Origin of the sequence: Solibacillus sp. FSL R7-0682 (genome assembly GCF_038005985.1) — a bacterium.
Lineage (GTDB): Bacteria > Bacillota > Bacilli > Bacillales_A > Planococcaceae > Solibacillus.
The window spans coordinates 3,215,592-3,233,987 of the sequence record NZ_JBBOUI010000001.1 but is presented as its reverse complement, the minus strand read 5'-3'; the positions used below and the strand labels follow the sequence as shown (position 1 = coordinate 3,233,987).

23 protein-coding genes and 1 pseudogene are annotated in these 18,396 nt (G+C 36.5%); 18 read left to right on the top strand and 6 right to left on the bottom strand.

Going from position 1 to position 18,396, the window contains the following annotated elements:
• Positions 1-65: 65 nt before the first annotated feature.
• Both mgtE and MKZ17_RS16410 read left to right on the top strand, forming a co-directional pair.
• The gene (gene mgtE / locus MKZ17_RS16415; protein WP_340724810.1) at positions 66-1,439 is read left to right on the top strand and encodes a magnesium transporter; all 1,374 of its coding nucleotides are present in this window, start codon (positions 66-68) and stop codon (positions 1,437-1,439) included.
• Between the two features lie 49 nt (positions 1,440-1,488).
• Positions 1,489-1,800, top strand: coding sequence for a 4-diphosphocytidyl-2C-methyl-D-erythritol kinase (locus MKZ17_RS16410; RefSeq protein ID WP_340724809.1), 312 nt, complete (start codon positions 1,489-1,491; stop codon positions 1,798-1,800).
• 42 nt (positions 1,801-1,842) lie between these two features.
• Here the strand turns inward: MKZ17_RS16410 and MKZ17_RS16405 are convergent, their stop codons facing one another.
• Complete coding sequence (locus MKZ17_RS16405) at positions 1,843-2,358, bottom strand: CotY/CotZ family spore coat protein (protein WP_340724808.1); 516 nt, start codon at positions 2,356-2,358, stop codon at positions 1,843-1,845.
• A 160-nt stretch (positions 2,359-2,518) separates the two neighbouring features.
• Between MKZ17_RS16405 and MKZ17_RS16400 the strand changes: the two genes are divergently transcribed.
• The 6 genes from MKZ17_RS16400 to MKZ17_RS16375 all read left to right on the top strand — a co-directional run bounded on the left by MKZ17_RS16400 (position 2,519) and on the right by MKZ17_RS16375 (position 5,240).
• Positions 2,519-2,926: a YhcN/YlaJ family sporulation lipoprotein gene (locus MKZ17_RS16400; protein WP_340724807.1), complete on the top strand. Its 408-nt coding sequence runs from the start codon at positions 2,519-2,521 to the stop codon at positions 2,924-2,926.
• 1 nt (position 2,927) lies between these two features.
• Positions 2,928-3,383 (top strand): stage V sporulation protein AC, encoded by a 456-nt coding sequence (gene spoVAC / locus MKZ17_RS16395; RefSeq protein ID WP_340724806.1) that lies wholly within the window; start codon positions 2,928-2,930, stop codon positions 3,381-3,383.
• On the top strand, positions 3,377-4,372 hold the full coding sequence (locus MKZ17_RS16390; protein WP_340724805.1) for a stage V sporulation protein AD: 996 nt from the start codon (positions 3,377-3,379) through the stop codon (positions 4,370-4,372). The genes spoVAC and MKZ17_RS16390 overlap by 7 nt, the downstream gene beginning before the upstream one ends.
• A gap of 22 nt (positions 4,373-4,394) precedes the next feature.
• Positions 4,395-4,742, top strand: a complete 348-nt coding sequence (gene spoVAE, locus MKZ17_RS16385; RefSeq protein ID WP_340725571.1) for a stage V sporulation protein AE — start codon at positions 4,395-4,397, stop codon at positions 4,740-4,742.
• Between the two features lie 63 nt (positions 4,743-4,805).
• Positions 4,806-4,976, top strand: coding sequence for a YjcZ family sporulation protein (locus MKZ17_RS16380; RefSeq protein WP_340724804.1), 171 nt, complete (start codon positions 4,806-4,808; stop codon positions 4,974-4,976).
• Positions 4,977-4,991: 15 nt separating this feature from the next.
• Positions 4,992-5,240, top strand: coding sequence for a stage VI sporulation protein F (locus tag MKZ17_RS16375; RefSeq protein ID WP_340724803.1), 249 nt, complete (start codon positions 4,992-4,994; stop codon positions 5,238-5,240).
• A 73-nt stretch (positions 5,241-5,313) separates the two neighbouring features.
• Here the strand turns inward: MKZ17_RS16375 and MKZ17_RS16370 are convergent, their stop codons facing one another.
• The 3 genes from MKZ17_RS16370 to MKZ17_RS16360 all read right to left on the bottom strand — a co-directional run bounded on the left by MKZ17_RS16370 (position 5,314) and on the right by MKZ17_RS16360 (position 7,064).
• Entirely contained in the window at positions 5,314-5,742 is a 429-nt protein-coding gene (locus MKZ17_RS16370) for a GNAT family N-acetyltransferase (RefSeq protein WP_340724802.1), read from the bottom strand.
• A gap of 3 nt (positions 5,743-5,745) precedes the next feature.
• Positions 5,746-6,261, bottom strand: a complete 516-nt coding sequence (locus tag MKZ17_RS16365) for a YjcG family protein (protein ID WP_340724801.1) — start codon at positions 6,259-6,261, stop codon at positions 5,746-5,748.
• Positions 6,262-6,344: 83 nt separating this feature from the next.
• Positions 6,345-7,064: an alpha/beta hydrolase gene (locus MKZ17_RS16360; RefSeq protein ID WP_340724800.1), complete on the bottom strand. Its 720-nt coding sequence runs from the start codon at positions 7,062-7,064 to the stop codon at positions 6,345-6,347.
• Positions 7,065-7,180: 116 nt separating this feature from the next.
• Here MKZ17_RS16360 and MKZ17_RS16355 point away from each other — a divergent pair, with 116 nt between their 5' ends.
• From MKZ17_RS16355 to MKZ17_RS16310, 10 genes and pseudogenes are all read left to right on the top strand, one after another.
• Positions 7,181-7,762: a phosphatidylglycerophosphatase A family protein gene (locus tag MKZ17_RS16355; protein WP_340724799.1), complete on the top strand. Its 582-nt coding sequence runs from the start codon at positions 7,181-7,183 to the stop codon at positions 7,760-7,762.
• A 27-nt stretch (positions 7,763-7,789) separates the two neighbouring features.
• On the top strand, positions 7,790-8,437 hold the full coding sequence (locus MKZ17_RS16350; protein WP_340724798.1) for a thermonuclease family protein: 648 nt from the start codon (positions 7,790-7,792) through the stop codon (positions 8,435-8,437).
• A gap of 234 nt (positions 8,438-8,671) precedes the next feature.
• Positions 8,672-9,457 (top strand): heme uptake protein IsdC, encoded by a 786-nt coding sequence (gene isdC, locus MKZ17_RS16345; RefSeq protein WP_340724797.1) that lies wholly within the window; start codon positions 8,672-8,674, stop codon positions 9,455-9,457.
• Positions 9,458-9,476: 19 nt separating this feature from the next.
• Positions 9,477-11,285, top strand: a complete 1,809-nt coding sequence (locus MKZ17_RS16340; protein WP_340724796.1) for an S-layer homology domain-containing protein — start codon at positions 9,477-9,479, stop codon at positions 11,283-11,285.
• A gap of 161 nt (positions 11,286-11,446) precedes the next feature.
• Entirely contained in the window at positions 11,447-12,349 is a 903-nt protein-coding gene (isdE, locus tag MKZ17_RS16335; RefSeq protein ID WP_340724795.1) for a heme ABC transporter substrate-binding protein IsdE, read from the top strand.
• Positions 12,350-12,472: 123 nt separating this feature from the next.
• The gene (locus MKZ17_RS16330) at positions 12,473-13,426 is read left to right on the top strand and encodes a FecCD family ABC transporter permease (protein WP_340724794.1); all 954 of its coding nucleotides are present in this window, start codon (positions 12,473-12,475) and stop codon (positions 13,424-13,426) included.
• 8 nt (positions 13,427-13,434) lie between these two features.
• Positions 13,435-14,205, top strand: coding sequence for an ABC transporter ATP-binding protein (locus tag MKZ17_RS16325; protein WP_340724793.1), 771 nt, complete (start codon positions 13,435-13,437; stop codon positions 14,203-14,205).
• A gap of 1 nt (position 14,206) precedes the next feature.
• Entirely contained in the window at positions 14,207-14,884 is a 678-nt protein-coding gene (srtB, locus tag MKZ17_RS16320; protein ID WP_340724792.1) for a class B sortase, read from the top strand.
• A gap of 12 nt (positions 14,885-14,896) precedes the next feature.
• Positions 14,897-15,721: an EfeM/EfeO family lipoprotein gene (locus MKZ17_RS16315; protein WP_340724791.1), complete on the top strand. Its 825-nt coding sequence runs from the start codon at positions 14,897-14,899 to the stop codon at positions 15,719-15,721.
• Positions 15,722-15,918: 197 nt separating this feature from the next.
• Positions 15,919-17,119: pseudogene (locus MKZ17_RS16310) on the top strand (ISL3 family transposase).
• A 321-nt stretch (positions 17,120-17,440) separates the two neighbouring features.
• On the opposite strand, the gene MKZ17_RS16305 reads toward MKZ17_RS16310, so the two are convergent.
• Both MKZ17_RS16305 and MKZ17_RS16300 read right to left on the bottom strand, forming a co-directional pair.
• A complete protein-coding gene (locus tag MKZ17_RS16305; RefSeq protein WP_340724790.1) occupies positions 17,441-17,941 on the bottom strand; it encodes a hypothetical protein in 501 nt (166 codons plus the stop codon).
• 103 nt (positions 17,942-18,044) lie between these two features.
• Positions 18,045-18,197 carry a hypothetical protein gene (locus MKZ17_RS16300; protein WP_340724789.1) on the bottom strand — a complete coding sequence of 51 codons (153 nt, stop codon included), beginning with the start codon at positions 18,195-18,197 and terminating at the stop codon, positions 18,045-18,047.
• Positions 18,198-18,396: the final 199 nt, after the last annotated feature.

The window sequence follows — 18,396 nt, the reverse complement described above, 5'->3', positions numbered from 1 at the left end:
TTGACTTTATATGAATTTGCATACTAGAATAGTTCGTCTTAGAAAAATGAAAGGAGGGGACAAATGTGATAGAGGATAAGGATATAAACGAAGTTCATTATGATAAGGATTTTTTAGAATTGCTTTTAGCAGAAGAAAATATTGAAGCATTTCGAGAGCATTATTTAGCATTACACCCTTATGATCAGGCACAGTTTTATGAAGAGGTGGGACCTGACATACGACAGATCATTTATCGCTTCTTGTCTCCTCAGGAAATGTCATTCATTTTTGAGGTCATTGAACTTGAAGATGATGAATATGAAAAGTATTTAAATGAAATGGATACATCCTACGGCGCGGCAATGCTAAGCTATATGTATACCGACGATGCTGTAGACATTTTAAATGAATTAGATAATGAACAACGTGAAAATTATTTAGAAATGATGGACGACGAAACTGTCGAAGAAATAAATGAGCTACTTAGCTATGAAGAATATACTGCTGGGGCCATAATGACTACGGAGTTCGTTTCGATTTTGGAGAGCTATACGGTGCGCGAAGCAATGCGTACGCTACGACAAGAGGCGCCAACAGCTGAAACAATCTATTATATTTTCGTAGTAGATGACATGCAAAAACTAACTGGCGTTATTTCATTACGTGATTTGATTATTGCTGAAGGAGATACACTGATTCACGAAGTTATGAGTGAACGTGTAGTATCTGCTAAGGTAACGGATGATCAAGAAGATGTAGCACGTATTATAAAGGATTATAACTTTTTAGCCATTCCTGTAATTAATGAAGAACGTGAATTGCAAGGGATTATTACGGTCGATGATATTATTGACGTTATCGATGAAGAAGCAGAAGACGATTACTCTAAATTAGCGGGTATTGCGGATATGGATGATAATGACGCAGGCCCGATTCGAGCAGCAGCAAAGCGTTTGCCATGGCTTATTATTTTATTATTTTTAGGGATGATAACTTCCGGGCTAATGGGTATTTTTGAAGCAACTTTAGATAAGGTAGCACTCCTTGCTACCTTTATTCCGTTAATATCAGGTACATCAGGAAATAGTGGTACACAGGCGCTAGCTGTAGCTATTCGAGGTATTGCCACAGGTGATATTGGAGGGAAAAGTAAATTTAAGCTAGTTCTTCGAGAGTTAAGTACAGGAATGATCATGGGGCTCGTAAGTGGTGCGATTGTTGTAGGAATTATTTTCTTTTGGAAAGGTACGTTAATGATTGGTCTATTAGTAGGCGCGGCAATTTGTTGCTCAATTATTGTGGCTACTCTTGCTGGTTCATTTATTCCGATTTTAATGCACAAATTAGGTGTAGACCCTGCTGTTGCTTCAGGACCATTTATTACGACATTAAATGACGTAACAAGTATTATTATATACTTAGGGCTAGCCTCTACATTTATTGGTAATATAATGTAAGTAACGAGTTGTCACGGTTTTGCATATCGTATGAAAAAGGATGTGCGTAATGGAAATTCATCCGCTACTTTTTATTTCTTCACCTAGCTATTTTGAAGTGGATTTGAATATGGAATTAAAAGAGGAAAGTACGTCAATTTATGAACGACCTCCAATTGAAAAAATTCAAAATACATTAATTGCGCGGCAGCTACAATTTTTTTCAAAACCGTTGAAAGAGCCTAGACAATTGATGTTTATGTTAGCAAGTGGTGAAAAAATTTTGGGGTCAATTGAAAGTGTCGATGGTTGTGAAGTGAAATTAAACTGTTATGATACGAAGCGAATGATTCATGCCAATGACATTATCGCAATATATTGACCATAAGAAAAGGGGAGCTCGAATAACGAGCTCCCCATTTTTTTAGTTGCAAATTCCAAGATCCACGTCGTCGATACATTGAACAGCACAGAAGCAATCTAGGTCTACTGTGATACAGCTATCAGATGCAGCGAATTGTGTTACTTTACATACTTCCCTTAATGATACTTTTGTTCCGTCATCATTTAATAAATCAACAATATCGCCACTTTCATCTAAAGGAACAAGTACACGTAACGTTGCACAACAGCCATCAAATACATCTTCTACGCGGAAATAAATCGAAATACATGGTTCACAGTTATTGTCGCTTGTACTAAATGTTGCAAAGAATGGAGATCCATTTTTTGTTAGTAATGTGAAAACACGTGTATCAGCAGAAGAACGTGAAGGACTTACAATACCCCCTAGTGGCTCTAAGAAACAGTTTGTTGTACAGCTAGAACATTCATCCTGAACAGCAGCGTTTTGAATTTCTAAAATTGAACGTACGACTTCACATACACAGCCACGGCTTGAAGATTGACCTCCTACATCGTTTCCTTTTCCACAACCCATGAAGTTCACCTCCTATCAGTATTTAAACTCTTTCTACAATATGACCAAACGAAATATATAATCGGGCGAATGGTGGGGCATTCAAGAACTTATCTCGCCATTGAATAATTCCATTTAACGAGGGCTATACTTTGAGCAAATTTGAATAAGGGGGGCTCATGTGCAAAAGGGAATATGGTTTGTTTGTTTAATGCTTTTATTAGTGGGGTGTAATGATCGAGAAAAAGTAACGATTTACCCGTCTACGTCTACTGATGATGAACAGCAAGCACAGGAAATTAAACGGCTCATAGAAAAATCAGATCAAGTTGAAGAAGCCAATGTTGTATTTATGCATAATGAGTTATTTGTTGCATTACAATTGAAACCACTGAAAAAATGGAATAAGCAAAAAATTGAAAATCAGTGGAAGGAAAAGCTTGAATCACAGTATACAAATCAAACCGTCCATGTTTCGACAGACTTTAAATTATTTTGGGAGTCATCGAAGTTAATGGAGGAAAAGGATACTGAAAAAGTACTCGATAAAATACAACAATTGAAAAAGCTTGCCAAGGAGGAAACATAGCATGAATGAACAACAATATAACAAGTTAAAGGAACAGTTAACTCCCCAAACGCCCTATGGATTAAATATTCTGAAGGCCTTTGTTGTAGGGGGAATTATTTGTTGTGTAGGACAAGCAATTTCATTCTTTTTCATGATCTTTTTTGATTTTACAGAGCAGACGGTTGGCAACCCAACTGTGGCAACAATGGTTTTCATTGCAATGCTGTTAACGGGCTTCGGACAGTATAAAAAACTTGGTCAATTTGCAGGGGCAGGTAGTGCTGTTCCTGTTACTGGTTTTGGTAATGCAGTAATATCTGCAGCGATAGAGCACAAATCCGAAGGCTTTGTTTTAGGGGTTGGCGGTAATATGTTTAAGCTTGCAGGCTCTGTTATTTTGTTTGGCGTCGTTTCTGCATTTTTTGTCGCATTGATTAAGCTAATATTAGTATCGGTAGGTGTAGCGTCATGGTGATTGTTTTTCAATCAAAACCTTCGTTACTGGCAGCTGCAGCCGTTGTAGGGCCGCTTGAAAAAAGGAGCGTCTTTCATACTTACTTTGATAAAGTGTTAGATGATGAGCGTCTAAATAAATCAACTAATGAAGAAGGAAATGCAATGCTAATTTCCGAAGCTTGTCATGCCATTTTAAAAAAATCGAACTTAAATAACTTAGATATTGATTATTTTTTAGGGGGCGATTTAATTAATCAAATGACCCCTACTAATTTTGCTGCGAAAGAACTAGCGATTTCTTTTATTGGAATGTTTTCCGCATGCGCTACTTCGGTTTCTTCGATTATTGTTGCAGCACTTTTAACAGAGCTTGGTGCAAGTGAGTTTGCAATTGCTGGTGCATCGAGTCAGCATAACTCGGTTGAAAGGCAATTCCGCTATCCCGTCGATTACGGTGCACAAAAGCCTGCTACAGCTCAATGGACAGTGACAGCAGCTGGTTTTGCTCTTGTTGGGAAGCATAATACACAGTCTCCTGTGATTGAAGCAGCAACAGTTGGCAAAGTAATTGATTATGGTGCGACAGATCCATTTCATATGGGCGGGGCGATGGCACCGGCGGCATTTGATACGATTCAAGCCCATTTATCAAAACGTCAACAAAAAATTCAAGACTATGATGTCATTATGACAGGTGATTTAGGGAAAGTCGGCCTAAAAATTTTAAAGGCAATGTTTGCACAAAGTGGTACATCTAAAGAAGACTTAGCAAGATTTCGTGATGCAGGCGCAGAGTTCTTCGGTGAGGATACGGCATTCCAGGCGGGAGCAAGTGGTGCAGGCTGTTCAGCATCTATTTATTGTAGCTATATGATTGATCAATTTAAATCAGGGCGCTATAAAAAAGCGTTACTCGTTGCAACAGGCGCGTTACTTTCTCCTTTAACTTTTCAACAAGGTGAAACAATTCCATGTACTGCACATGCGATTGAAATTGGAATGGGGTGATTTTTTGGGATTTTCATTTTTAATGGCCTTTGTTGTAGGAGGCATTATATGTGTTATTGGACAATTAATAATGGATGTAGGAAAGCTGACGCCAGGACATACATTATCTATTCTTGTAGTCGCTGGAGCAATACTTGATGGTTTTGGATTATATGAACCATTAATTAATTTTGCTGGTGCAGGTGCAACGATTCCGATTACCTCCTTTGGAAATTCATTAACCCATGGCGCGATGTTAGAAGCTGAAAAACATGGTTGGATTGGTGTATTAACCGGTATGTTTGAAGTAACAAGCTCGGGCATAAGTGCGGCTATTTTGTTTGGATTTATTGCAGCTATTTTCTTTAAACCAAAAGGAAAAGTAGACTAGACCAATACCCTCTTTCTAAATTTTGGTGTGCATACACTAAAAGATAGAAAGGGGGGATTTTTTATGTCAGGATACGGCTGGCAACAAGGATACCAACAAGGTTACAATTATGGTTCTCCAAGTTATGACAATTGCAATAACTATGGCTATGGCGGTGGCAACAACGGCAGTACTTTCGTATTAATAGTAGTATTATTCATTTTATTAATCATCGTTGGTAGTGCACTTATTTAGAAAGGAGCTTATGAAATGGACGGATCATTTTTTAAGCAAGTGGAGCGCAAAACGGGTGTAGATTTCGACGAAATTATGGCACTTGCTAACGCATTATCACATGCTAATTTTTCAGATGAGAAACAGGTTCGTAAAATCGTAAAAAGAGTAAGTCAACTTGCTAAAAAACCTGTTTCACCAGAGTTAGAAAATAAAATTGTTCAATCGATTTTGCAAGATGGGCAGTCGCTTGATTTTAGTAAAATTGAAAAAATGATGAGATAAGAAAAAGGATGTTTAATGAAGCTACTCGCTCATTAAACATCCTTTTAACTTACATTACTAAGGTGGATTAAAGTTATAATTTCTTTTCCATGGCACGGTGTGGAATGCCTGCATCCATGAATTCAGGTGATGTTACGATATAATGCAATTTTTCATAAAACGGAACCGCATACGATTGTGCATTTAACTTTAATTTTTGAAAATTAATTTCTTTTGCATATTGCTCGACGGTTTCCATAATTAAGGCACCTAGACGTTTTCCGCGATAGCTATTTAACACACATACGCGTTCAACTTTTCCGACTTTCGGTTCGATTTCTCGTAATCGGGCAGTAGCAATCGTTGCATTGCCATCATTTACGATAAAATGAATTGCTGTTGCGTCGTATTCGTCTAATTCTAAACTTAATGGTACCCCTTGTTCTTTGACGAACACTTCTTTTCGCAATGCAAAGGCGCGCTCACGATCTTCGTCAGTTGTTACTAATTTAACATCAAACACTTCTTACTCAGCTCCAGTCAATTTGTATGTTTCATATGTTGTCCAAGAGCCGTCTTCTAATTGATATAGTAAGTGAATACGATTAATCGCATCTTGTTCATTTACACCTGTCATACGTAACTGCCCAAAAATATCATCATGTTCAGAAGCTGACATTTTTTGAGCTATCGTAATATGCGGGACGAATACATGCTTAGGTGCTCCAACATTAATGTGTTGTTGAATTGTTTTTTGTAAATTTTCTAATTGTGGTGTTGGTTCGATGCGGAAATAAATTGCGTTTGTTACAGGATAAAATGAACTAACTCGTGAAGCATGAATTTGTAACGGTGCAAATTGAGTTGAAATTTCTTGTAACTTTTTAGAAATTTCATCGATTTCTGACTCGCCTGCATCAAATGCATCCTTTAATGTAATGTGTGGCGTAATTAATGCATAGTGCGGGTCATAGCGTTTTCGATAAGTGTTTGCCAAATCTTGTATTTTCTTTGATGGAAATGCAACAATACCATATTTCAAATTCATTACCCCCTGAAGAATTAATCAAATTTTATTTAAGTATAACAGATAATAATGGGAATAAACATTTCTAACGTCGCGTATTATCCGAAAATTTCAATTAATGCGCGCTTTAAATCTGGCTTCCATGATCGCCATGTGTGATCACCATCAATCTCCTCGTAAAATGTATCTATACCGCGTTCAACAATTAATTTATGTAATGCACGGTTAGGTGTTAAAAAGTCTTCTACACGGTCATCCTTGAATATAATTTCCTTTTCACGTAGGCCGATAATGTGATACATCGATAGTAAATCAACGTTTTTAGCATTACGTACGGCCTGTAGAACAGGTTCATCTACAAAGGGAGATTGTAAAATTGTTTTCCCAAAAATATGAGGATAATGAATAGCGGTCATAAGCGAAATAGTTGCCGCCATTGAGTCACCCATTAATACGCGTGATGAGCCTAATTGAGGAGTTGAAAATTCTTCATCTAAATAAGGTACAAGCTCGTGTGCTAAAAACCGCATGTAAGCTTCAAATTGATCGCCAGTTGGAATGTATTTACGACGACGATCCGCTGCATTAATATAAGGAACACCGACAATAATAACATTTTCGATAATATAGTCATCAATGAGCTGATCTGCTAGGCGAGGAAGCCCGCCTAACTGGAAGTAATCTCTACCATCCGATGCGATTAAAATGTTATATTCGTATAGTGGGGAATAGTTCGCCGGGATGTAAATTAACAGCTCGAATTCCTCATTTAGAGCGTTACTAAAAAAAGTAACCTCTTTTACTGTGCCCTTCTCCAAAGTTGTCACTCCTGTCTATGTTTGTACCGAAATTGTATCATAAAGAAAAATAAAGGTGTAATATAGAGAAAGGGAAACAAAAGTAGAGATAAATTAAATAAAGTGAGGCTATATCTATGCATAATAAAAGAATTCGTGTGCACTCAGATGAAGTGAAAAAAGCGGCAAAAGATGCTTTATTACGCCGTCATGTAATGATTGAAGATATCGCAGAAATCGTTTTTACAATGCAGTCACCTTATAATGAGGGACTTACAATTGAGCACTGTATACAATCTGTAGAGCGCGTGTTAAATAAACGTGAAGTACAGCATGCAATATTAGTTGGAATCGAACTGGATGAATTAGCAGAAAAGAAACTACTTTCTGCCCCATTACAAGCAATTATTGAATCAGACGAAGGTTTATTTGGAGTAGACGAAACATTAGCGTTAGGTGCAGTATTTACGTATGGAAGCATCGCCGTTACGACATTTGGTCATTTAGATAAACAAAAAGTAGGGATCATTGAGAAATTAGACACGAAGGCAGGCGGCACTGTTAATACGTTTTTAGACGACCTAGTCGGAAGTATTGCCGCTAGTGCAGCATCCCGTTTAGCGCATCGTATGCGTGATTTAGAGGAAGAAGGCGAAACATTTGCGGATATTCCTCCTGACGATTTAGGACCATCATCAAAAACAAAGTCAGATAGTTAATTTTTTTGAAACTGAAAGGATTAGAAAATGAAGTTAAAAGATATAAAAACACTTATTACGAGTGGAACAATTATTTTAGCAGTCGGCTTATATTTAGTTTTTAGTGAGCCAAAAGATGAGGCAACTACTTTAACACCTGCACCAGAGGGAAATATCTCTATAGATGAGTCAAGAGATTACGTAATTACGCCTGAGTTTGCAATGGACAAAACAGGAAATGAATTAATAGACGTAAAATATCTATCGGCAAATGACGGAGATACATTCAGTATTGAATTGGATGGTAAAAAGGAGCGCGTACGATTGTTAATGATTGATACGCCAGAAATGAATTACGATAAAGGGGAGCCAATGCCCTACGCCGAAGAGGCAAAAAGCTTAACTATACAATTATTAAAGCAGGCAGAAACAGTACAACTGATATTTGATAAAGGACCTGAAACGGATAAATATGATCGTTTGTTAGCATATGTATTCGTAGATGGTGTGAGCTTGCATGAAATTTTGTTAAGTGAAGGATTAGCAGCTGTTCGTTATGTGAACAAGCCGAATGATACGCTTGAAAAGGAATTACTAGAAATTCAACAACTTGCTGAAAAAGAGAAATTAAATATTTGGGCACACGAAAACTATTTACAACGAGATGGCTTTCACCCAGAAAAAGTGAATAAGTAATCCTAAAAAAGGATATATCTACAAATAATGTAGCTATATCTTTTTTTGTTTTAATAAAAATCAACAAGAGTTTCTGACAAATTCATGAATCTTATTCAAAAATTGAAATGAAATAGTAAATTTTCTCGTGTTGACATTTGTGAATCTGAAAAATTTATGGCATGCTAGAGAATGGTAATGAGAAATGTTCTCTATTAGACAATTGAGAATTTGAAGGAAAGGGAGGGGACTGGCATGAAAAAATATCTCTTAACCGTATTGATTGCTATTTTAATTGTAGGCCTACAATTACCTGCAATTGGGAATGCGGCCATAGCTGACGGTACTTATAGCGTGAATTATCAAGTAAACAAGCCAGGTAGTAACTCTGCCTCAATGGCGAACGACTATTTTTTAAAGCCTGCAAAATTAACTGTTAATAACGGTAAAATGACAATGCAGCTAACAATTAAGAAAAGCGCATGGGTGACAGAATTTAATCCCCCAGGCGGTGCTAAGTTAATTAGTACAAATGAAGCTGCCGATCAGCGCGTTGTACAGTTTTCATTATCTAATGCAAATTTAGTAACAATCGGAATGAAAATTGATATTGATGATATAGATTATCATCATGCTTATAGTGTTGATTTCGTTTTTGATAGCAGTGCACTACCTCAAGCAAAACAAGAGGAACCAAAACAGGAGCCAAAACAAACGACGCCTGCAACAACATCACCAGCGACGAACGCAGGGTCAACAAATCAGTCGTCAGGAAGTAATACTTCTTCAAATACACCAGCAACATCAAAAGAAAAAGAACAAACTGGGTCATCAAATGAGCAGTCGAGTACTTCAACAGAAAATGATGATTCCTCTAAGTCAGAGGAGCAGGTTGCTTCTTCTGAAAACGAGCAAGCTGAACAATCTGAGGTAGTAGAAAATCCAGAGACGAGCGATAATTTACCAATCTTTGCTATGTTACTTTTCGCGGCGGCATTGATTGTATTTATTCGCACAAAAAAATCAAAAACTATTGGGTAATACGGGGAGGAAATTAGCAATGGCTAAACAATCAAAAGCAACAAAAGTAGTAATCGCTTCATTATTAGCGACTTCTGCCATCGTGCCAGCTATGGCGGTATCTGCTGAGGTAGGCGGTACAGTAACAAAATCTACAGATACAACTACAACTGCAGCAACTCAAACAATCGATTTTAAAGTAGAGGATGCAACAGGACATTTAGGAAATTATATTAAGGGTCCAGGTAAATTAGTCGAAATGAGCGGTAAAAAGTACATTGAAATTGCTGCATCTGACGCTCTTTTAGCAATGATTACTTCAGCGACGGTTGATGGGAAATCAATTATCATTGAACACAGTGGAAAAAAACATATTTATGTACCTGTTACTGAAGAATATGCACCTGTAACAATTGAATTAGAAGTTCTACTTATGGGTAACCCATTAAAATCTACAGCGACATTAACGCCAGATAAATCTACAATTACTGGTGGAGAAACAGAAACAAAGCCAGAAGAGCCAAAAGAAGAAAAGTTATTCACTCCTAAAGAATACAAGTCAGTTGCAAATGGTTCATACGATGTAAAATGGGATGCATACAAAGGGAATGTTGGTAATTACACTTCTATTACAGGACAACTATCTCCTAATGCAAAATTAGTAGTTAAAGAAGGTAAATATTTTGTTGAGATTTCTACGATTGCAAAATCGAATCATATGATCACTGCGATTACAGTAGAAGGTAAAGAAGCAGAAGTAATTTCAGGAACAGCTAATGAAGGAGATGTTCGTGTATTCAGCTTTGAAATCGATTCAATTGGTGACTTACATGCTGCTAAAATTGATTTGAATGTTGGTGGTGGCCGTATGATGTCACACGACTTTGGTTTTGCAATCGAAACAGCTAATCTTGTATTACCAGAAGTAGGTACAACTCCAGAAGTGAAGCCAGAAGAGCCAACAGCTACAACTGCACCAGTTTATGTATATAAAGATGGCACAAACGAATTATCAATTATGCATAACAAATATTTAGACGATGAAGTAACAATTACAGAAACTGCTGCAGGTTATGATGTAGATGTAACTTTCCCAGAAGGCCAACATTTAATCGACTTCAAAGTGGAAGGTGCTACAGTGGCATTAAAATCAGAAGAGGTTGAAGGGGCAAACACTGTAAAAATCTACACTGTATCAGTAGGTGATTTATCTACAATTTACAATGCTACAGCTGACTTAAAGGTAGTTGTAAATGGTGCAACTTTATATGAAACGAAGCATGCTTTACAATTACAGTTTGGCGGTAAGCAAAACCCATTCACTGATATTGTAAAAGATGGGCACTATGGTTACATTGTAAACTTATATTCTGCTGATATTTTCAAAGAAGCAGATAAGTTTAATCCGAAAGATCCATTAAAACGCTATCAATTTGCATTAATGTTAAATCGTGCTTTAGATTTAGATGTTCCAGCTACAACGAACTTCACTGATATCGCGAAGTTAGATGCAGAAACGCAAGATGCAGTAAAAGCATTAAACGCATACGGCATTATTAACGGTACAACTGCAACAACTTTTGGTGCTGGGGACGGCATTAAACGTCAACACGCTGCATTAATGATCTACCGTTTATTAGTGAAAAACGGTTATGAACCAACAGGTGCTACTGCAAACTTCACTGACTTACCAAAGGATGCTGAAGCAGTAAAAGCAATCGCAGAGTTAAACCACTTAGGTATTATGACTGGCTACCAAGGTAAAGTTACACCAAATGCTGTATTAACTCGCTCTCAAATGGCTAAAATTGTTAATAACTCATTAAACGTTCTTGAAGGTTTAAAATAAGTAGACTTTGAAGTGCAGGACTTTCGCGTAAGCGGGAGTCACTGCCTTTTTTCAAGAAAGGTAATTTAGAAGAGAACGATACGTTTATTAAGTTGAAGTAAAATTCCATCTCGAATGGATGAAATTTTACTTCAGTTTAATTCGCTTAAGGAGGAAGTATTATGAAAAAATGGCTTACAGGATTAGCGTTAAGTATTGCTGTTCTTACTGGCTGTGGTGATGATTCATCTGAAGCTGAAACACCTGCTAACAAGACAACAGGTGAACATACGTCAGCGACTGCACAGGAGGAAGAGCATCGTATTATAGCTGGGACGGTTGTCATTGCACAAATTTTAGACAGATTGAACTTAGATGCGATTGCGATTCCAGACACTGTAAAGGAATTACCATCTCGCTTTGATGACTTACCAAACATCGGGAATGCGATGGATCCGGATGCAGAAATTATAAAATCATTGAATCCGACCGAAGTATTGTCCGTATCCACGTTAGAGTACGATTTAAAGGATAAATTTGAACAATTAAAAATTCCAACTGATTTTGTCGATCTAACAGGTATTGAATCGATGATGGATGAAATATCTGTAATTGGCGAGCGTTATAATCGTGTTGAGGAAGCAAAAGCACTTAACGCAGAGCTGCAACAGCAAATTGAAGCAGTTGAAACGACAGCTAGTTCCAAGGAAAAACCACGTGTTTTAATTTTACTTGGTGTTCCAGGTAGTTATTTAGTAGCAACAGAAAATTCCTATGCAGGAGACTTAGTTCGTCTTGCTGGTGGCGAAAATGTAATGGCCGGACAAAAGGCGGAATATTTACCGTCAAATACGGAATATTTATATGAATCCAATCCAGATATTATTTTACGATTAGCACATGGAATGCCGGATGAAGTAATTAAAATGTTTGATGAGGAATTTGTAACGAACGATGTATGGAAGCACTTCAACGCAGTTAAAAATGGCGAGGTATATGATTTAGAAGAGGAATTATTCGGTACAACCGCTGCCTTAAATGTACCAGAAGCCTTAAATAAATTAGTTGAAATCTTCTATAATTAATAGGTAAAACTTCAATCAGTGGAAGTTCATCCCCGCTAAAGCGGGATGACAAACAACGAAAAACAAAATCTTGAGGGGGGATTGTTTTTCTGTTAAATCTACTGTAAGTAAAGGATGTTTGCTGTGACAAAAAAATTGATAAGCTTTGTGGCAATTACTATTTTACTATTCGTTACAATTGTCTATTCTGCTACAACAGGTAGTATTCAAATGTCATTTATGGACTTTTTAACGGGAATGTTTGATGCAAATAATGAGAAAATGGCTGCTATTAAAGATTTACGTTTTCCTCGAATTATAGTCGCACTGTTTGCAGGGGCGGCACTTTCGGTAGCAGGGGTATTACTGCAGGCGATTATGCGTAATCCATTAGCAGATGCTGGTTTTATTGGGATTTCAGCTGGTGCAGCATTTACAAAATTATTTATTGTGTCATTTGTTCCGACACTATTCTTCTTCTCACCATTCGCGGCATTTATTGGTGGGGCACTAGCATGCTTCTTCGTGTTCCTATTATCTTGGAAATCAGGTTTAAATCCATTGAAATTAATCCTAGTCGGGATTGCTATTAATGCAATGTTCTCGGGCTTAACAGAAGCGATGATTAGCTTCGGGGCATCAACGGCTGGTTCGATTACATCAATCTTAACATTAAAAACTTGGGATGATGTTTCACTCATTGCAATTTACGGTTCAATTGGGCTTATTTTATCATTTGTTTTATATGCATGGTGTAATGTGTTAGTACTTTCGGATAAAACAGCAAAAAGCATTGGTTTTAATGTTACTGGTGCACGTATTTTTATTGCTGTTGTTGCTGTTATGCTTGCGGCTTCTTCAGTGGTCGTAGCGGGAGTAATTTCATTTGTTGGTATTTTAGTGCCGCATATTGCACGCCGTTTAGTTGGTTATGATCATAAGGTGTTAATTCCTTTTACAGCACTTCTTGGTGCCTTTATCATCTTATTAGCGGATACGTTAGGACGTACAATGTTTGCGCCAATGGAAATCCCGGCCTCTACAATAATGGCAATTATCGGTGGACCGTTCTTAATATTTTTACTTAGAAAAGAGTGACAAATAAGATGGATATTAAACAAGTAGTTGTTTCACATGATGGGAAGACAAGCCATTTAAAGGGTGTTTCGACAATGATTCCAAAAGGTAAAATTACGACAATCATCGGACCAAATGGCTGTGGGAAATCGACGTTATTAAGTGTTATGTCCCGTAATAATAAGCCGCTAGAAGGACAGGTACATCTTGAAAATCGTGACTTAGTGGAATATAAACCGAAAGAATTTGCAAAGAAATTTGCTATTGTCTATCAGCAAAATGACATACCAAATGACTTGACTGTTGAAAAATTGGTCATGTATGGACGTATGCCTCATACTTCTTTTTTTAAAAAGAGTTCAACCGAAGACGAAGAAGCTGTGACATGGGCATTAACGTGTACAAACTTATTAAGTAAACGACAAAACAATTTATTAGCGCTTTCAGGTGGAGAGCGTCAGCGTGTATGGATCGCAATGGCATTGGCCCAAAAATCTGAAATGCTTTGTTTGGATGAACCAACAACCTATTTAGATATTTATTATCAGCTCGAACTTTTAGAGCTAGTGAAACAGTTAAATGAGCAGTTTGGTTTAACGATCGTAATGGTACTGCATGATATTAACCAGGCAATTCGCTATAGCAATCATATTATTTTAATGAAGGCTGGACAAATTATTGCAGAAGGTGCCCCACGGGATGTTATTACGAAGGAAGTTATAAAGGAAGTATATGGTGTACATTCAGTGTTTCACGAAGATGAGCAACTAGGGCTGTATATGATGCCATTAAGTATTTAAAATGAGAAAATGGCTAAGACTTTTTAGTGTTGTTGTGATGATCGTTTGCGCTATGCAGCTAATCCAATATGTGTGGAGTTATTGGCAAGTGAATGAAGGACTTGAAGAAGCTCAAAAAACGGTTCTAGAGAATGATATAACAGCTCTTCAACGACAAAATGATGAAATTATCGGGTGGTTATCATTAGAAAAGAGTAGACTAAATAATCCTGTACTCCAAACGACAAATAATGAATTTTATTTAACCCATAACTATTTGCGAGAAAAAAGTCGAGGGGGCAGCATTTTTGTAGATTTCCGAAATGAACGAATGAATGATCGCCATACCATTTTTTATGGGCATGTTTTGCGGAATGGAACAATGTTTGGCGAGCTTGCAAAGTTTGCTGATCAACAGTATGCGGATGAACATCCTGTATTTCATTTTGAAACAAATAATCGTAAGTATAAATTAGAAGTCTTTGCCGCCTATGAGACGACGACGGATTATTATTATATTGAAACAGATTTTACGGATGAATCCTATAAGCAATTTTTGCAGGAAATTTCTATTCGTTCTGTTATTCAAATGCCGGTTGATGTAACTGAAAATGATAAAATTGTGACGTTATCGACTTGCACAACATCGCAGGATGAAACAGAGCGCTTTGTCGTACACGCAAAAGTAATTGAACAATGAAGAGGTGAGAGGATGAAATATTCTAAAACGTTAATGGCCATTTTAGTAGCAACGAGTGTGCTAGCAGCCTGTGGACAAAAAGAAGAGGACACTGTAGAGCAACCTGAACAACATCAAGAAGTTGAGATTGAGGTTGCCATTGAGGCAGATAAATTTAAAGAATTTGTGTCATCGCAAATGGATGATTTTGTGACAGATACACAACTACTTGCATCACTCGTAAAGGAAGGGAAGCTTGAGGAAGCGCAAAAGCTATATCCGTTAGTAACGATGTATTATGAGCGAATGCAGCCAATTGCTTCAAATTTTGAAGAGTTGGATGTAGCGGTGAATGGGGTAATAACGAAAGGGAAAGAAAATGAAGTGACTGGATTTCAGCGATTAGCGTATGGCTTATTTACAGAAAAGCAAACGTCTGGATATGAGGAAATTGCATCGAAGTTAGCAAGTGATGTAAAGGCACTTCAAGAAGCGTTATCATCTTTAGATGTGACTAAAAATAATGTATTAGTATCAGCAAGTTTAATGTTTGATACAATGCTAAAAGATCGCTTGACAACATCAAGCATTGCTAATAACGAAGTATACGCTGTTAAGGCTCAAACAGAGGCTGCACAGGAAATCGTTAAAATTTTCATGCCGCGTGTTGAGGCAAATAGTGCTGCAAATGCAACAGAAAAATTAGCAATACTCGAAGAAGTAATCGCTTACTATGAAGTAGGAAAAGAAGATTATGTAAACTATAGCTTCTTTACAACGAAACAAAAAGAAGAGTTAAGTACAGCAATTAAAGATGCTCAGACAGCTTTAGAAAAAATGAATGATACATTGAAATAACTAATATAAGGGATTTGGTATAAGTAATGTTTTATACTAAATCCCTTTTTACATTGGCAGTATATTTTTTATTTTTAAAGGTTCTACAATATTTGTTGGTGTGTTCATACAAATTCACATAAAAAAAGCACAAAATCACACTTTTTTATATACTTGAATTGACTAGAAACAAGATATAGAAAGGTGATTTGTGCTCTATGAATTTTACCATGAACATCCCAGGATTAAAAGAAGTAATCATCAATGAAATGACGGAACAGAAGAATCTAATTGTTCTTCATGTTTCGATGCCTCAAAAAGAACATACTTGCCCAGATTGTGGTCAATTAACAGATAAAGTTCACGATTATCGTATTCAAAAAATCAAACATTTAAAGTGGTTTGAACGTTTAACCGTTCTCTTTTATAAAAGACGCCGTTACCGCTGTTCTTGTGGCAAAAGATTTAGTGAAGATTCCCCTTTTGTCGAGCGTTACCAACGCTTTTCAAAGGAATGGAATCAGGTTGTTCGTATTCGTTCGGTTAAAGCGAAAACTTTTAAAGAAGCAGCAGATGTACTTGGTACATCTTCATCAACAGTGATTCGACGCTTTAAACAGCTTGTTCATCAATTACCAGAAAAGGTACGTTTACCAAAAGCGATTGCGATCGATGAATTAAAGCAGATACAGATGCTGGAACTTATCAACTGATAATCGCAAACGCAGATACACATGAACCTATTGATATTTTGCCAAATCGTAGAAAAGAAACAATTAAACACTATCTTCAAGAAAATGGGGCAGATGTCGAAATCGTTGTGATGGATATGAATCCTAGCTTTAAAGCAGCAGTAAAGAAGGCTTTAAATCGTCCTGTTATTGTGGCTGACCGTTTTCATTACTGTCGCTATATTCATTGGGCTGTGGATGAAGTACGTCGGAAAGTCCAAATGAATGGAATTCTTATGACCGTAAAAAGGCGAAGCGAATGCGCTATGTCTTGCATAAGGATGAACACAAATTAACCGAAAAAGAACGTTGGTACTTAAATCGTTATATCAATATGTCCACTGAATTGAAGGAAGCACATGAATTAAAAGAACTTTATAAGAAGTGGCAACGAGAATCGAAAAAAGAAAGTGTATCAGAAGTGAAAGTGAAATTATATGACTTCTACCGAAAGGTTGAAGAAACAAAAAATCCAGCCTTTTTAAAAGCAATAAAAACGTTTAAGAACTGGCAAAAAGAAATTCTAAATAGCTATGCATTTGGTTATTCTAATGGATTTTTAGAAGGGATTAAAAATACCTCCAAAGTATTAAAAAGGAATGCCTATGGATTCCGTAAATTTGAACACTATAAAGCAAAGATATTACTAAATCATGTATATAAAAATGTAGGGATTCACCTTGGTTAATAGAGAGTTGATTGGAATGGAGGGCGGCAGACTCCAGCGGGAACAGCACGACGCCTGAGACTACAGGCTCAGGCCGTGCCCGCGGAAAGCGTCCGCCCGTAATGGAAATCAACGGACTATATTAGAAACAACAAAAAGAGGCAGTGCCAATTGAAGAATCAATATGACACTACCCCAACATTTGACTTAGAACCTTTTTAAAACGAGAAAACATATATTGGAGGAGCATCGTTCATAACATAGGAAATAAAAAATCAAATAAGCATAATTTAGAAAAAGTGCTTGTAATGACTCATGAAAATTGTGATTTATGCCATTTTATTAGTGAAGGCTTTTATGTCTTACATACGTCGTTGCCAATTGTGTTAAATCCATATAGGAGTATTTTTCTATTGTAGCTATTGTGTCTTCATTAAAAGATAATATGAGTACTTCCGTATTTTTATTTTTTACAAGCATATGCCATTTAATAGTGAAATCATGAATTGTTTTAACTTGTTGAATAGGTATTAATAAATTGTAGCTATCTTTTAGTAAAGTATCTTCTGAAATAAATTCATTTGCTTGTAAATATAGTACAACATCAAAGCCCTTCTTATTTTGAGAAAGATCTATATTTAAAATTACATTTTCTAGTAACTGATTGAGTACAATATCTGAAATGGTTGTCATCGTTTGAACTTCCATTTGCTCAGATGTCATATGTGTTTCTTTAATTTCCTTTTTTTCATTGGAATTAATGGTTTTAATAATAAATTGAACTGAGACAATACTAATAAAAATAGTAAATAAAATGAGCAGTACTTTTAGTAATTTATTCAAATTGAGGTTAACCTCCTTCTAGGTTGAATTATGTTCTCAATAAATTACTAAGACATTGACTAAAAAACAAAAAGGACCGCCAATTGAGACAGTCCTTAATAAGTTAAGTATTTTGTTCATCATTATGAAGAGTAGCTGCAAATTCGTCGAAGTATAAAAATGATTCATCCTCTAATTGTTGTAACTTTTGTTCATTAAGTCCAATTGATAATGGTCCAGAAAAAATTTCTCCCCACCAAGTTTCAGTTGTAATCATTAATATAGCCCCCTTGTACGATTTTAATGCTTGACTAATTTCTTTGAATTCTTGTTAATAATTGATTTCCCATACTTTTAAATTTGTAAACGTATTAATTGCGTTGATCACTTTTGAAAAAGGGTCCTCCTTTCAAGCAGGAATTCGCTAGAAAAAAGTAGTAGTTAATACTATAGTTAATATGTGTGAACGGTTATAA

Excerpts from the sequence above, each read along its gene's own strand:
- MKZ17_RS16410 (WP_340724809.1), top strand. The coding sequence starts at position 1,489 with ATGGAAATTCATCCGCTACTTTTTATTTCTTCACCTAGCTATTTTGAA.
- MKZ17_RS16405 (WP_340724808.1), bottom strand. The coding sequence starts at position 2,358 with ATGGGTTGTGGAAAAGGAAACGATGTAGGAGGTCAATCTTCAAGCCGT.
- spoVAC (WP_340724806.1), top strand. The coding sequence starts at position 2,928 with ATGAATGAACAACAATATAACAAGTTAAAGGAACAGTTAACTCCCCAA.
- MKZ17_RS16390 (WP_340724805.1), top strand. The coding sequence starts at position 3,377 with ATGGTGATTGTTTTTCAATCAAAACCTTCGTTACTGGCAGCTGCAGCC.
- spoVAE (WP_340725571.1), top strand. The coding sequence starts at position 4,395 with ATGGCCTTTGTTGTAGGAGGCATTATATGTGTTATTGGACAATTAATA.
- MKZ17_RS16380 (WP_340724804.1), top strand. The coding sequence starts at position 4,806 with ATGTCAGGATACGGCTGGCAACAAGGATACCAACAAGGTTACAATTAT.
- MKZ17_RS16375 (WP_340724803.1), top strand. The coding sequence starts at position 4,992 with ATGGACGGATCATTTTTTAAGCAAGTGGAGCGCAAAACGGGTGTAGAT.
- MKZ17_RS16355 (WP_340724799.1), top strand. The coding sequence starts at position 7,181 with ATGCATAATAAAAGAATTCGTGTGCACTCAGATGAAGTGAAAAAAGCG.
- MKZ17_RS16350 (WP_340724798.1), top strand. The coding sequence starts at position 7,790 with ATGAAGTTAAAAGATATAAAAACACTTATTACGAGTGGAACAATTATT.
- isdC (WP_340724797.1), top strand. The coding sequence starts at position 8,672 with ATGAAAAAATATCTCTTAACCGTATTGATTGCTATTTTAATTGTAGGC.
- MKZ17_RS16340 (WP_340724796.1), top strand. The coding sequence starts at position 9,477 with ATGGCTAAACAATCAAAAGCAACAAAAGTAGTAATCGCTTCATTATTA.
- isdE (WP_340724795.1), top strand. The coding sequence starts at position 11,447 with ATGAAAAAATGGCTTACAGGATTAGCGTTAAGTATTGCTGTTCTTACT.
- MKZ17_RS16325 (WP_340724793.1), top strand. The coding sequence starts at position 13,435 with ATGGATATTAAACAAGTAGTTGTTTCACATGATGGGAAGACAAGCCAT.
- srtB (WP_340724792.1), top strand. The coding sequence starts at position 14,207 with ATGAGAAAATGGCTAAGACTTTTTAGTGTTGTTGTGATGATCGTTTGC.
- MKZ17_RS16315 (WP_340724791.1), top strand. The coding sequence starts at position 14,897 with ATGAAATATTCTAAAACGTTAATGGCCATTTTAGTAGCAACGAGTGTG.
- MKZ17_RS16300 (WP_340724789.1), bottom strand. The coding sequence starts at position 18,197 with ATGATTACAACTGAAACTTGGTGGGGAGAAATTTTTTCTGGACCATTA.